General features: G+C 40.8%; 11 protein-coding genes. 1 reads left to right on the top strand and 10 read right to left on the bottom strand.

Annotated features, from left to right (window positions below; translation table 11 throughout):
- Window positions 1-421: 421 nt before the first annotated feature.
- The 3 genes from V7K46_RS23710 to V7K46_RS23700 all read right to left on the bottom strand — a co-directional run bounded on the left by V7K46_RS23710 (window position 422) and on the right by V7K46_RS23700 (window position 5,038).
- Window positions 422-2,035, bottom strand: coding sequence for an iron uptake porin (locus V7K46_RS23710; protein WP_335117419.1), 1,614 nt, complete (start codon window positions 2,033-2,035; stop codon window positions 422-424).
- A gap of 123 nt (window positions 2,036-2,158) precedes the next feature.
- On the bottom strand, window positions 2,159-3,205 hold the full coding sequence (locus V7K46_RS23705; RefSeq protein WP_335117417.1) for a Gfo/Idh/MocA family oxidoreductase: 1,047 nt from the start codon (window positions 3,203-3,205) through the stop codon (window positions 2,159-2,161).
- Between the two features lie 432 nt (window positions 3,206-3,637).
- A complete protein-coding gene (locus V7K46_RS23700) occupies window positions 3,638-5,038 on the bottom strand; it encodes a sugar porter family MFS transporter (protein WP_335117415.1) in 1,401 nt (466 codons plus the stop codon).
- A 7-nt stretch (window positions 5,039-5,045) separates the two neighbouring features.
- On the opposite strand from V7K46_RS23700, the gene V7K46_RS23695 reads away from it, so the two are divergent.
- The gene (locus V7K46_RS23695) at window positions 5,046-5,552 is read left to right on the top strand and encodes a hypothetical protein (protein ID WP_335117413.1); all 507 of its coding nucleotides are present in this window, start codon (window positions 5,046-5,048) and stop codon (window positions 5,550-5,552) included.
- On the opposite strand, the gene V7K46_RS23690 is transcribed toward V7K46_RS23695, so the two are convergent.
- The 7 genes from V7K46_RS23690 to V7K46_RS23660 form a co-directional block, all read right to left on the bottom strand.
- A complete protein-coding gene (locus V7K46_RS23690) occupies window positions 5,529-6,527 on the bottom strand; it encodes an ABC transporter permease subunit (protein WP_335117410.1) in 999 nt (332 codons plus the stop codon). The genes V7K46_RS23695 and V7K46_RS23690 overlap by 24 nt on opposite strands.
- Window positions 6,524-8,080 (bottom strand): sugar ABC transporter ATP-binding protein, encoded by a 1,557-nt coding sequence (locus V7K46_RS23685; protein WP_335117408.1) that lies wholly within the window; start codon window positions 8,078-8,080, stop codon window positions 6,524-6,526. The genes V7K46_RS23690 and V7K46_RS23685 overlap by 4 nt, the downstream gene beginning before the upstream one ends.
- 438 nt (window positions 8,081-8,518) lie before the next feature.
- Complete coding sequence (locus V7K46_RS23680) at window positions 8,519-9,571, bottom strand: ABC transporter substrate-binding protein (RefSeq protein WP_335117406.1); 1,053 nt, start codon at window positions 9,569-9,571, stop codon at window positions 8,519-8,521.
- Between the two features lie 112 nt (window positions 9,572-9,683).
- Window positions 9,684-10,697, bottom strand: a complete 1,014-nt coding sequence (locus V7K46_RS23675; protein WP_335117404.1) for an ABC transporter substrate-binding protein — start codon at window positions 10,695-10,697, stop codon at window positions 9,684-9,686.
- A 918-nt stretch (window positions 10,698-11,615) separates the two neighbouring features.
- A complete protein-coding gene (locus V7K46_RS23670; protein ID WP_335117401.1) occupies window positions 11,616-12,512 on the bottom strand; it encodes an inositol oxygenase family protein in 897 nt (298 codons plus the stop codon).
- A gap of 142 nt (window positions 12,513-12,654) precedes the next feature.
- Complete coding sequence (locus V7K46_RS23665; protein WP_335117399.1) at window positions 12,655-13,164, bottom strand: gluconokinase; 510 nt, start codon at window positions 13,162-13,164, stop codon at window positions 12,655-12,657.
- Between the two features lie 188 nt (window positions 13,165-13,352).
- Complete coding sequence (locus V7K46_RS23660; RefSeq protein WP_335117397.1) at window positions 13,353-14,123, bottom strand: DsbA family protein; 771 nt, start codon at window positions 14,121-14,123, stop codon at window positions 13,353-13,355.
- Window positions 14,124-14,153: the final 30 nt, after the last annotated feature.

Below are 14,153 nucleotides of genomic sequence, written 5' to 3'. Positions count from 1 at the left end.
AGTTTGCTTTTAACTCCTGCCAGAAAATAGGCTAGCAAGAAGTCGTAGCTGGGAAACAATCTTTGGTACTTCAGTATTTACAAGGTACTAGGATGAGCAAAAAATTACTACTATTTTGAAGGCTTCTTTATATAAAAAATACAGTGGCCTATGTACTTATACTGCTAAATGAAAGCTGGAAATACCATGAAAGTAGGTAAATGCATCTGTACTATCAGAAAATTTTTGTATAAAGTTAGGACTTACACACTGTACAAATTAATCTTGGTATGCATTTACCATGCATAGGTCGTTTCAGGCTTTTATTAATCATTCTTTGATAGTAAACTGCACTTTTGGGGCACAGCAATGCTGTGCCCCTACGACAGATGTGATTTTTCAAATCAGCACTCTGTTAATCAAGCAAACCGCTCACATTCAGTTAAAAATCGAAGGTTGTGCGAATCACACCCACATATTGGGTATCATTTCTGCTATCGTTTTCCGGGTTGAGAATCACCCAAAAACCAGGAGTCACTGAGATATTATCGTTCAGTCGGTAGCGATAGAATGCTTCGATATGATAAGCGTTGTCTCGGTCTTCACGGACATCACTGTTAGAGACACGCGGTGGTATACCAAAGAGAATTCCCGGCAAGTTACCCTTACCCCCCACATCGGGAAACGACATACCAATCGCCCCAAACCAGACATTGGCATTGTCACCATTGTTCACAAACAGAGAATCTGTTCCACCCCTACCATTGGAAATATCACTCAAACCAGAGTTCTTGGCATTTGCCCAAATATATCCACCCCAACCGTGGATTTGGAAATTCGGGGAGAAGCGATAGAATCCCTGTGCGCCTACAATGTTGTTGGAAGTAGCAATGTTGTTGCCAAAGGGAGCGTTTGACAGGGCGCTACCCGTCCCAGCTGCGATATCAACTACTCCACCAGGGCTATAGCCATGAGAGTAGGCAACACCGATCGCTCCTTGCTTACCATAATAGGCTAAGTGCGCCAGGGCATTGTAGCCGCCATCAAATAACCCGCTGCTAGCCGATGGGACATTGGGACTGCTTGCTAAATAGCCCAATGTGAGAACGAAGTCTTTGCTAATGTTCCAGTTAGCGGCTGCACCGCCGCCACCTCGCCGGAATAAGGGACTGTACGATCCAAATAGTGAGGGAACCCCATTGCCGTCGTCAGCGATTGTGGCGGGAGTGACGGTGGTTGAAATGTCAGTGTAACCAATGCCTGTAGGCCCAACAACAAAGTTAAGAGAATCACTGACTTGGAAGTAGTAACGGATGTGGGGAACAAAAAGTGTATCGTTGCTGTCGCTGTCAAAGTTCAGGCGTGTCATTCCAGTGCCTGTGGCTGCGGCAATTTGGCTTGCACCATTGGAATTAGCAAAGTTGCCAAACTCTAACCGGACTCGCAATAAATCTTTGCCGGTGAAGCTACTCTCAAAGTTGAGACGACCTCGGTTTGCGAAGTAGATACGGGATTCATCGCGATTACCACCCACCCTATTACCAAAAGTATCACTAACGGCGGTAATAATTTGAGCATTCAGCTTAGTAGTGGTAGAAAATTGCTGTTTCTCCAGCGTTGCTGTATGTGCCTCCAGCGTATCCACCCGCCCACGGAGAGTTGTCAATTCTGCCGCAAACTCTGTTTGCAATTTTTGCAGCACTACCAAATCTTCTTTCTTGACTAAATCATTGGTACCCGCAGCAATTAATTCATTCACCCGATCTAAACAGGCATTTAAACCAGCTGCAAACTCGTAACGGCTCAAAGCACGGTTGCCACGATAGGTTGCGTCAGGATAACCTGCAATACAACCATAACGTTCAACCAGTGATTGCAATGCCTGGAATGCCCAATCACTCGGTTTAATATCAGAAAACTGGGAAACAGAATTGACTTGTCCCTCCAAATTCCTATTAGCATCTGCTGCATTAGAATTATCTTCTGGAGGTGCTGCCCAAACGGCTGGAATTGCAAAAAATAGGATAAAAAAGCTATGAACAAGAATTTTGATCATTGACTTATTACTTGAAAATGGTTGAAACTTTGTAACGAAAGAGATTACACTCGAACGAAAGCTTCCAGGTTATAAGTTAACCAAGATGAAAGTTACATATTTTGAGTTTAAGTTTTAGGTTCTTTAAAGCAACGCTATGACTTTTTGCTCATTGCTGCTTTTAATAGCCCCTTCTATAATCCGCATTACATTAATTCCGTCTTCGGCAGTAACAGCAATTGGCTGATTATCAACAATTGATTTGAACACAGCATCGTAATAACCTAAATAACTACTCTGTGAACTTATTACTTTTTCCCGAATTACTTTTGTGCCTTTTTCTGTATGAAGCAAGCCATATTCACTTTTATGTTCTGTATACCAATTAAGTGTGTTAGGCTTCATACCCGCTACTAAATACTCTTCTTGTTTATCGGCTCTGCTTTTAAGAAAAGAACCCTTAGTGCCATGTATGATATAGGCAGGTGCAGGCTCACGCACAAGAAAACTTGCTTTTAATTTGACACGCAGTTTGTCGTAGTATAATATCAATTCAAAATAATCATCTACCTGCGATCGCTGCCTGGTTATGCGGATGTCTGCAAAAATAGCATCAGGCATCCCAAATAAATGCAAAGCCTGGTCTATTAAGTGTGGGCCTAAATTGTTTAATGTTCCTGCCCCCGGACTTGGAACTTCTACGTGTTGTTTATGGCTGAGGGTTGGTTTATATTTTTGAAATTGAAATTCTGCTTCAATAATATCACCTAGCAAGCCTGACTCTACAATTTTTTTAACTGTTTTAAAATCACTATCCCATCTGCGATTTTGATATACAGATAATTTCTTTCCCTGTTTGTGTGCCAATTCTTTCAGGTTTTCTGCTTCTGCCACCGTTGTGGTAAATGCTTTTTCTACCACTACATGTTTATCTGCAAGCAAAGCCTGTTTAGTATAATCGTAATGAGTATAAGTGGGTGTATTTACTACCACTAATATTACTTGATCATCTGCTAACAATGCTTCCAAAGAAGGATAGCTTTTTACTCCAGGATAATGTTGCTGTATCAGCTTTTTGCTTCTTTCCCAAGAACCAACTAATTTAAATCCGGGATGCAAATCAATAAACGGCGCATGAAATACCATGCCGGACAAACCATAAGAACAAAGAGCCGTATTGATAGTTTCCATCTTTTTAGTGATTTACTGAAGCGAGAGTTTGTATTTAGTTGTTGTCTGATATTTTCTCCGGGATGTAGTATCACAGATGGGAATACAGATTCATTAGGCTAATTAGGAAAATACTGCGTTTCTAAACACGCTGCTGCATATTTTTCAATTACTTTGCAGTCATCAGTTGTGAAGAAGGCAGTTATTGCTGGAGGTTGGAATTTATCTGTTGTTTTCAACCCCATCTAATTTCAAGCCAATTCTTTGTGAAACTGGACAAAATCAGGCTTGGCTAGACAAGGGGTTTAAGCCCCTTGTTCTATGGAACCTCACAGGTAATCTGTATAAGGCTAAAACTATGTTGTCCAAGTCATTTTTAACAGACCGCAGAGGCGCAGAGGACACAGAGATCCGAATTATGAATTACGCACAGTGGTACTAGATGGATGCCAATTACATATCTTCCAACTCAATTCCTTTGGTTTCTTTAATAAAAAAGAGAATGAAAAAGAATGAGGTAGCTGCTGCAATTGTATAAAGTCCATAGGCAGAACCTAGACCGAAATATTGCAGTATAGGAGGAAATGTTGTGGAAATGAGGAAATTGGCAACCCATTGCATCGCAGCAGCAATCGAAAGTGCGGCGGCTCGAATTTTGTTATTAAACATTTCTCCCAACAGCACCCAAACCACTGGCCCCCAGGAGAAACCGAAGCAAAACACATAGAGGTTGGCTGCAATCAGAGCTATAGTCCCGGCGCTTCCGGTAAGATTGGGGTTCCCAGCAGCATCGAGGGGAGCATTGCCAAAAAGATAAGCCATCGTCCCCAAGGTAATGGTCATGCCGATTGACCCGATTATAAGTAAGGGTTTGCGGCCAAATTTATCCACAAAGGCGATCGCAATCAGTGTTGTAATAATGTTGACAGCTCCTGTAATCACCGTGATGCTTAGGGAACTTTGTTCTGAAAACCCGACTGCACGCCACAAAACGCTGCTGTAATAGAAGATTACATTAATCCCAACAAATTGCTGTAATACAGATAAGCCTATTCCTATCCAAACAATGGGGAGGAGTCCGCCACTTCTGCTTAAGAGGTCAGAAAAGCTAGGTTGGCGTTCGCGAAGCACTGTCTGCCGAATTTCTTCGATTTTTGGCAGTACGTCACCCCCTAAAATCTTGGTCAGAACGTTAGCAGCTTCTGGTTCTCGTCCTTTAGCAACTAAATAACGGGGGGATTCAGGAATTGTCAAAGCTACCATCCCATAGAATACTGCTGGTGGGACTGCTGTCCAAAACATCCAGCGCCAAGCTGCAACCCCAAACAAAAACGGCGAGTCTGCTGAACCTGCTGACACAGCGATAAAGTAGTCGCTCAATAAGGCGACGAAAATTCCCACTACGATCGCTAATTGTTGCAGAGATCCTAACCTTCCTCGCAAATGGGTGGGAGAACATTCGGCGATGTAAGCTGGCGCGATAACGCTAGCAACGCCGATGCCAATCCCACCCAATAATCGCCAAAAGATAAAATCCCAGATAGTGAAGGCAAACCCAGAGCCAATGGCACTGATAGTAAACAACGCCGAAGCGACGACCATTGCGTTGACTCTACCATAACGGTCTGCAATCTGTCCGGCAAAGAAGGCTCCTACCGCAGAACCCAGTAACGCTAGGGACACTGCTAGTCCTGTTACCCAACTACTGGTATTAAAAGCTTTTGCTAAAGATAAAACCGCGCCGTTGATTACAGCAGTGTCAAAACCGAATAAAAACCCGCCGAGGGCAGCGGCACCAGCAATCAAAATTACATAAAATGTGTTGGCTTTACGACGAACAGTAGTGGAAGACATAGTTTAATTGGGGATTGGGGATTGGGGATTGGGATTGGGGATTGGGAATTGGGGGGATGAGAAAGTAGGGAGCAGGAGAAGTAGAAAGCAAAAACTTATTCACGGAGTTCAAAGGCTCATTAATGGAGTTCAAAGGCTCATTAATGGAGTTCAGAGGCTCATTAATGGAGTTAAAAGGCTCATTAATGGAGTTCAGAGGCTCATTAATGGAGTTCAGAGGCTCATTAATGGAGTTCAAAGACTCATTAATGGAGTTAAAAGGCTCATTAACGGAGTTCAAAGGCTCATTAATGGAGTTCAAAGGCTCATTAATGGAGTTCAAAGACTCATTAATGGAGTTCAGAGGCTCATTAACGGAGTTCAGAGGTTCATTAATGGAGTTCAGAGGCTCATTAATGGAGTTCAAAGACTCATTCACGAGTTATTAAAGACTCATCTTTTATTCTCAATGCCCAATGCCCAATGCCCAATTCCCAAAGAAATTAATTCTTTACCGTCTGGAACGTCTGCGTAACCGATCAATTGTTACTGCCAAAATAATTACTAGTCCTTTGACGACTAGTTGCCAGAAGTAAGATAGGTTCAACAGAGTTAAACCGTTGTTGAGAATAGCAATGATTAATGCACCTAGAAGAGTACCGCCAATGGTGCCAATACCACCTGTGAAGCTGGTTCCACCAAGAATAACAGCTGCGATCGCATCTAATTCGTAACCTTGACCGACGATGCCACTAGCACTATAAAGACGGCTGGCACTCATGATTCCTGCTAAACCTGCCAGTAATCCACTAATACCATAGACGAATAACAAGACACGATTAACTTTAATCCCAGTTAATCTGGCTGCCCGCTCGTTACCACCGACGGCATATATCTGCACTCCTAAAACAGTTTGCCGCAGCACAAACCAGCTAGCTATCACAGTTAGTAGCGCAATGATCACTAGCCAAGGAAAGGGGCCAATATATGTATTACCCACCCAAGCAAAATTTATGTCACGGTTAATCAGCGTTGTCCCTTTGGCAACTAAAAAGGCAACACCTCGCAAGGCTGTAAGTGAACCCAAGGTGACAATAAAAGGTGGTACATCCAAAAAGGTAATGAGAGCGCCATTGAGTAAGCCTAAAAGTAATCCTGCTAGCAAGGCAGCAGGTACAGCCGCCCAACTTAAAGCCGGTAGTAGTGATACTAGCAGGGCAACTACGGCAGAAACAGCTAAGATTGACCCAACGGAAAGGTCAATACCGCCGGTGAGAATTACAAAGGTCATTCCTGTCGCCAGCACAATATTGATTGATGCCTGACGCAAGATATTAACGATGTTACCGCCTGTGAGGAAGTTGGGAGAAAGGAATGCAAATAAGATGCAGATAATTACTAAGATTGGCAGAATACCCGCAACTTCCAACAGAGTGCTGATTGATTTCCGGTTGCGGGATACGGGATTGTTGGCTGATTTATTGATAGGCGGTCTGACTGTCTGACTCATGATGCTAATACCTCCGATGCTCCAGTTGCGTAGTGCATAATCTTTTCTTGGGTGATTTCTTTGCCAAGACTGCCATCCAGTTCGCCTACCAGCTGCCCTTCTCGCATCACCAAGACGCGATCGCTCATGCCGACAATCTCCGATAGTTCACTGGAAACCATTAAAATAGCAACACCTTGTGCTACTAATTCGCTCATAATTCGGTAAATTTCGCTTTTAGCACCGATATCTACGCCACGTGTCGGCTCATCTAACATCAGTACTTTGGGTTTAATGGCTAACCAACGTGCTAGCAGTAGTTTCTGCTGATTACCGCCAGAAAGATCGAGCGCTCTAATTTCCAAATTGGCTAGGCGGATATTAAAGTTTTCCACCGCCTCTGTTGACAGCCGATTCACTGAAGGCCAGTTAACAATTCCAGCTTTTGCATCTTGCTTGAGTGTGTTGATGGCAATATTCTTGCGGGAACTCATCTCCAGAAATAAACCTTGGTCTTTGCGGTCTTCTGGAACATAGCCAATTCCCGCAGCGATGGCATCACTGGGGGTATTAATTTCCACTTTTTTGCCATTCAAAAATACTTCACCACTGGCTTTACGGTCAGCACCAAAAATCAGCCGCGATAGTTCTGTGCGTCCTGCACCAACCAGCCCTGCTAAACCGAGAATTTCTCCAGCATGAAGTTCAAAACTCGCCGGCTCAATCTTCTGGCGCGCATCACTCATATTTCTGACTGACAGCACGACAGGCCCCGGATTCATTTGCCGTTGATGTTCGTAAAAGTCTTGCATGGAGCGACCGACCATCATCTGCACCAATCGCTGGGGAGAAATTTCACTGCGTGTCAAACTGCCAATATATTGACCATCGCGCAACACGCTAATCCGGTCAGCTAAAGCATAGATTTCTTCCATGCGATGGCTGATGTAAATAATGGCAATGCCATCACGCCGTAGTTTGCGAATTACCTCAAACAAATGGTCACTCTCGCGGTCAGATAGGGCGGCTGTTGGTTCATCCATTACCAAAACACGGCTTTTATCCTTCAGCGCCCTGGCAATTTCTACTTGCTGCTGTTCTGCGATCGATAAGCTACCAACTATAGTCTGCGCGGTAAAATTGGCTCCAAGGCTTTCCAGCACTTGCTCTGCTTCCAGTTGCATCGCTTTGCGGTCTAAAAACTGACCTCGCCGCAACTCGCTACCCATAAACATATTTTCGGTAACGGTTAAATTCGGTGCAACATTCAGTTCTTGATAAATGAGATTAATACCCGCCTTGCGTGCTGTCGCCGGATCGGTAATTTTCAAGGGTTGACCATTGATGCGAATTTCTCCTTCATCGGCAATATAAGCCCCAGCCAGGATTTTCATTAATGTGCTTTTGCCTGCTCCGTTTTCACCCATCAGGGCGTGAACTTCTCCCGGATAAATCGTGAGATTAACATTTTGGAGCGCAGATACACCATGAAATCGTTTTGTAATTCCTTGCATTTCTAACACAGGGGTGCTACTTTGTGTATCAGAAAGTGAGGTTTCAATATTTGTTGTCATCAGCAAAACCTGTAAAACTATTTAAAATTTGCGATTGGGAATTAGAAACTAATAAACTCATATTTGATTGATTGCAAAATCATGTTTTAAAAGTTGGCGAATAATTTGAAAATAGGGAATGGGGAAGAGATATTTTCATATTTGGTTATTAACGTTATTTAATAGAGTTGTTTGGGAAAAGTCTGAGTGCTATAAATAGATACTCAAATTTTTCCCTAATGCACATATATAGCAGTTATTAATTGAGTGCAGCAGAGTTTTAACCTCTTTTTCAACCCATCTTTTTCTTAAAGAAAAGACCGGAATATAAATGAGGTTTGGTATTAATTTAAGTGAAAACTGCCAGACATTTTAGGTATGTGCAAAAACTTTACAAATGTACCAAAGGATTTATATCAAAAGACATAATTTTCAAATGGGAATTCACAATTTTTTTAGTTACCAACCTTTTTCTGTGCTGACATTATTTTTTGTGATCAACTTAACTGGAATCAAAATGGTGGAACTGCTAGGTTTTTTCCCATTTAAAATGTCGTTGCCAACTTGAACTGCTTTTTCGGCCATGCCTCGCGGATTTTGAGTAGCAGTTGCTGCATATAAACCATCTTTAGCTGCGATCGCAGTTATTGCTTCTGGCGCACCATCAACCCCGACAATAAAGAAATCTTTACGTTGTGCTTGGTTAGCCGCTAGTTCTGCGCCGACTCCACTCGGATCGTTAATGGCAAAAACAGCATCAATCTTTGGAAAGGTTGTCAGCAAATCAGTCATAACTCTGAGTCCTCCATCCCGACTACCGTCTGCATTCTGGTTTTTAGAGAGGATTTTGATATCGGGATATTTAGACAATACACTCTCGCAGCCACTAACTCGCTGAATCACCGAGTCCACTGGCGGGCCATTAACTATTACTACATTGCCTTTCCCTTTGAGACGGTCAGCAATATATTTGCAACTAACTTCTCCAGCTTGGATATTATTAGTAGTAATAGTGGCATCCACACCTCCCTCTGCACCTGTATCTACAGCAATGACAATTCTACCTGCTTGTTTTGCTCTTTGAACTATTGGTCTAATTCCACTTTTATCAGCAGCATTTAAAACAATGATATCAGTATTCGCAGCAGTAAAATTTTCAATTTGATTGGCTTGTTGGTTAAGGTCATAAGCACTGGAAGCTATAATAACATTGACATCTTTTCCGCCAATTTTCTTCGCTTCTGCCTCAACTGCTTGTCCCATAACGACGAAGAAAGGGTTACTTAAATCGCCAACGGTAAAGGCAACCGATCGCAACTTTCTATTCTCAGTGGTAGTTTTAATTTCTGCACTAGTATTGGTAGCAGGTTTAATATCAGTGTTAATAGCAGTGTTGCTATCGAGAGAACCACTTGTACAGCCGACAAGGTTACTACTGATGATACCTAGTATGCTAGCTGCGATTACACGAAGCGCCACATTAGAGGTAAACACAATCTTTTTCACATTCATATATCTCCTAAAAGTCATTCTTATTTACACCGTATTGTTCAAAAAATAGAGTAAAGTATTGTAACCCTCCTGTATCAAGCCTTTTCTGTGTGTTGTAATTACGAATTACAAATTACCAGCCTTTGTAGCTGCTAAGGTTCTCTCTAGTAACCAACTTGACTGGAATTAGAATCTCAGATGACTCAGGTTTTTTACCTTGGATGATATCGTTACCAATCTGAACCGCTTTTTGAGCCATCCCTGCGGGATTTTGAGCAGCAGTTGCAGCAAATACACCATCTTTGTCTTCCATTGCTTTGGTTGCATCTGGCGATCCATCAACCCCAACAATAAAAAATTCATTGCGTCTTGCTTGTCTAGCTGCTAAATCTGCACCAACACCGCTTTGATCGTTCGTAGCAAAAACGGCATCAATTTTGGGAAAGGTTGTCAACAAATCACTCATGACTCTCAGTCCTCCATCCCTTGTCCCTTCGGCGTTCTGCTCTTTAGAGATGAGTTTGATATTAGGATATTTAGACAATGATTTCTCACAACCACTCACTCGCTGATTGATTGAGTCCATCGGAGTACCGTTGAGAATGACTACACTGCCTTGACCTTTGAGGCGATCGCTAATATATTGGCAAGCAATCTCACCAGCTTGGGTATTGTTAGAACTAATCATCGCATCCACATCGGCATCAACAGCTGAATCTAATGCAATAACAACTTTACCTGCAAGCCTTGCTTGATCGATAACTGGTTTAACTCCTTTTTTGTCAACAGCACTGAGGATAATTAAATCGGTATTCGCAGCCGTAAAATTTTCGATTTGGTTGCTTTGTTGGTTGAGATCAAAGGCACTAGAAACTGCGTTAACTTTGATATTACCTCCAATTTTTTGAGCTTCTTTTTCAGCTCCCTTCTGCACAGCATTATAGAACGGGTTACCCAAGTCACCAAGAGCAACGCCGATTGTTTGCAATTTTCTATTTGGATTACTAACCTGACTCTCCAAACTAGTGTTGGTAGCAGTGTTAGTAATACTGTTATTAACAGTTTTGTTATTTTGAGCGCCATTTGTACAACCAACAATAGCAAAACTTAATATGCCAACTATAAGTGAAATTCTCTTGATATTCATCTATTTCTAATAACGGATTTAAATTCTAAAAAGGTTAGCATAATATAAATTTACCAATTGATCACAATATGAGCTAGGTCTGAAATTTTCATATTTAACCTAGCATTATTGCTAGTTTTAGCAATTCAAACTTCTCTCAAACGTCTTATAATGTGACGTAATTGGAGTTTATGCTATTAGTTTCCCTAAATTAGATGTTTTGTTTTTTAAAGCAAAACTATGAACGCTACACTCCATCAAAAAATCACATTTTTTTTGTGAAAATACATTTGAAGGAAGTAGACTAAAAACAGTTTCTAACTAAAATTTTAAGCACCTTATATTATTTGACTGCGAATTTGTATTTTGTTTTACATTCTTTTAGTTTAACCTGCATCATTACAAATATGATCCCCGTTTATCGAACTTTACAAAACAAATAAAACTCTTCCATCTCTATCTAACGCAAGCTTTTTTTTCAGAGTATTTGCCAAAAACAAGTAGCTTTCATCAGAGCTATGCTTTAAAAAAGTTAACATATTTTACTCAAGTTGAATTGAGAAAAATTAATACTATAAAAGGAAAATATTTACTTTTAAATCTATCTTTTAGGGGTAGAAAGTTAGAAACTATCACCATATATAAAAATCCTGTTGCCTTATTTTCAGAGTTGACTCAAATATGCTTATCAAATGCACTTATTTGTTATACTAAGTAGCCAAAATTAGTCTTGTTATATCTAGACCATAATAATTCTTTAGATAGAGTCAGAAGGAACACCAAACATGTCATTATTAATCTATTACCGCCGTTGTCAAGATGTTAAAGAACGAGCGTAATCACTATTAGTGAAAAAAAATTGCAATCTCTACAACCCCAATCAGTTATAATATCTGTAGGGGATTTTTTAAATTATTTGCCTTTGCTATTAGCGGAAATTTAGAATTTTAAGGTTGAGGGGAAATATTTAGCCATTAAATCTTCATAGTAAGGCTTTAAGTTTTGCCAATCAGGAGGATTAGGGTTCTTTGAATACAAATCGTAGGGATTGAATAACTTCACCCATTTAAACATTTCTTTATCATGTTTATCCATCAAATGTTCGTAAGCATTTTCGCGATGTTGAGGATAAAATGAGTGATAGCGGAGGATGTACAATGCAGATTCGGGCAAATAGTTTTTCATCATGTAATATACATACTCATCATGTCCCCATGACATATGTACATTACTCAAGCCACAATTCGGCTCGTAAACACCATATGTAGTGTTATATATTGGGTTATTGTAATCAGGGTTTTCTTTAAAAAATTCTGAGAAAACAATTTTATCAGAAAATGCACAACCCACAGGATAGGTATCGCCTACTGTGGCCCATTGGGGTTCACCAAATAAACAAAGTACCTTCCCCATATCGTGAAATAAGCCAGTAAGTACCATCCAGTCTGGGTGACCATCGGCGCGAATGGCTTCTGATGTTTGCAATAGATGCTGTAACTGATCTAAGTCTGTATCAGGATCTGAATCATCAACCAATTGATTCAAAAATTCCAATGCATCCCAGACAGATATTTCTTTCTTATCCAACTTCAAAAAGTGTTCTTTTTTCTCTAATACAAAATCATAGGTTTGATTGATATGATTTAACCGATAAAACTCTTTCACCGTGTCTCTAGTAGGTGCTTCGTAATTCCTGTACTCTTCGGTTGTTTTACCTTCTTTAACTATGCTGTCCGGATCGGGATAGCGATTAAGTAAGTCTTCTTCCCATTCTTCTAGCGAATGTAAAGGATTATTTTGAGCTTGGTCGATGGCATTACTTAGAGTTTGAGACATATCTTTTGAGTTGTCGATATTGATTTGTTAAATGGTACTTTCACGCTCCATATTTTGCACACGTGTGCAAGTAAGATTATTTTTGCACAGGTGTGCATAAAATGCATGTTAAGTTTCTTATCATGCAGTTGTAACCAATAAGCTAAATTCCCAAAGCGGTTCTAATGTTTTGGACAATTACCTGGGGTGGCTGTGCAACATCCATAGATATAGTGTCTAATGGTTCTTCAAGAGTTATAAACTGGCTATTGAGGAGTTTTTCGGTCATGTAGTGATTGTGACGCTCTTGCAACCGCATTTGAATCAACTCATAAGACCCTTTGAGGTAAACTAGCTTGATGCGTTCGCCCTTGGCGTTGGCGAAGCCATCGCTATCCAATACCAAAAATTGCCGATAGCTGTCTTTTAAAGCCGAACACGCCAGCACTACATTTTTATTTTCTTCCAGCCAATGTTTTATGGCTGTTTGCAAATCTTGCAACCAAGGCGTCCTGTCAGCTTCACTCAGAGGCATACCGCGTCGCATTTTTTCAACATTCTCTGGCGAGTGGAAAGCATCAGCGTCGCTAAACTCCCAGTCTAACGAGTCTGCTAGCAGTTTTCCTATGGTAGTTTTGCCAGAACCGGATACACCCATTACGATAATAATCATAGACGGCTTTTCCCAGCAATTTTAAGAGTGATTGAGTAGCATTAATGCATGTTTAAGACTTGCGAATTTAAACGCGAGAATAATTCTATTTTTCCATTATCCAAACCTTTTATGCCTTGCAAGTGACTTGATTGCTGGGGTTAATTTAAATTGTATTTTTCTATTATCAAAAATTGATTGACGCCCACTTACTTAGCACCAGTCAATATACTTTCGATATCTGCTAGCTGCACCACTCCTGAAACAGTTGGACTATTAATTACAAAGAAAGGTGTGCCAGAAACAGCCAATTTCTCTGCTAATTGGATATCTTTTGTAATGGCGGGAGTAGCAAGAGTAAGATCGCGTTTAAATTTACCCAAATCTAGCTTCAGTTTTTTAGCAATATCTAAATATAATGCCTCACCTAGTTGCTTTTGATTAGTAAATAGCGCATCATGATATTCCCAAAATTTGCCCTGCTGATATGCTGCCCAAGCCGCTGTCGCAGCTGGCAATGCTTCAGCATGAATTGAAGTCAGCGGTAAATTCTTGTAAACTAATCTTACTTTATCTGGATACTTTACTAACAATTGTTTCAATGTTTTATGCGCCTCAGCACAATAGGGACATTGAAAATCTGAAAATTCTATTAGCACAGTTTTTGATTGAGTTGAACCTGTGGTGGGAGACTCACCAATTACTGTTTGAGGATTCGTCTTTAAATCTTGTAAAAATGCTTGCTGTACTTGCTTTGTTTTCTGTTGTTGTTGCTGCTGATAGGCTTGAACAGATTCGATAATTGCCTCTGGATGTTCGCGGATAATTTGTAATACTTGCTGTTCCAGTTGCGGATCAGTGCGGCTAGCAGCTTGTGCAGTAATTGACCAGGTGACAACAACTAAACATAGCAGACCTATTGCTGTCCAAGTACGCACATACTTAAACAAGGGACTAAACAAATCAAATAATATACGCATAAATACTTCTTCCAGGGGATTCTATACATT

Source organism: Nostoc sp. (assembly GCF_036917395.1).
Lineage (GTDB): Bacteria > Cyanobacteriota > Cyanobacteriia > Cyanobacteriales > Nostocaceae > Nostoc.
The sequence above is the reverse complement of the archived record's forward strand: the minus strand, read 5'-3'. Positions and strand labels throughout refer to the sequence as shown.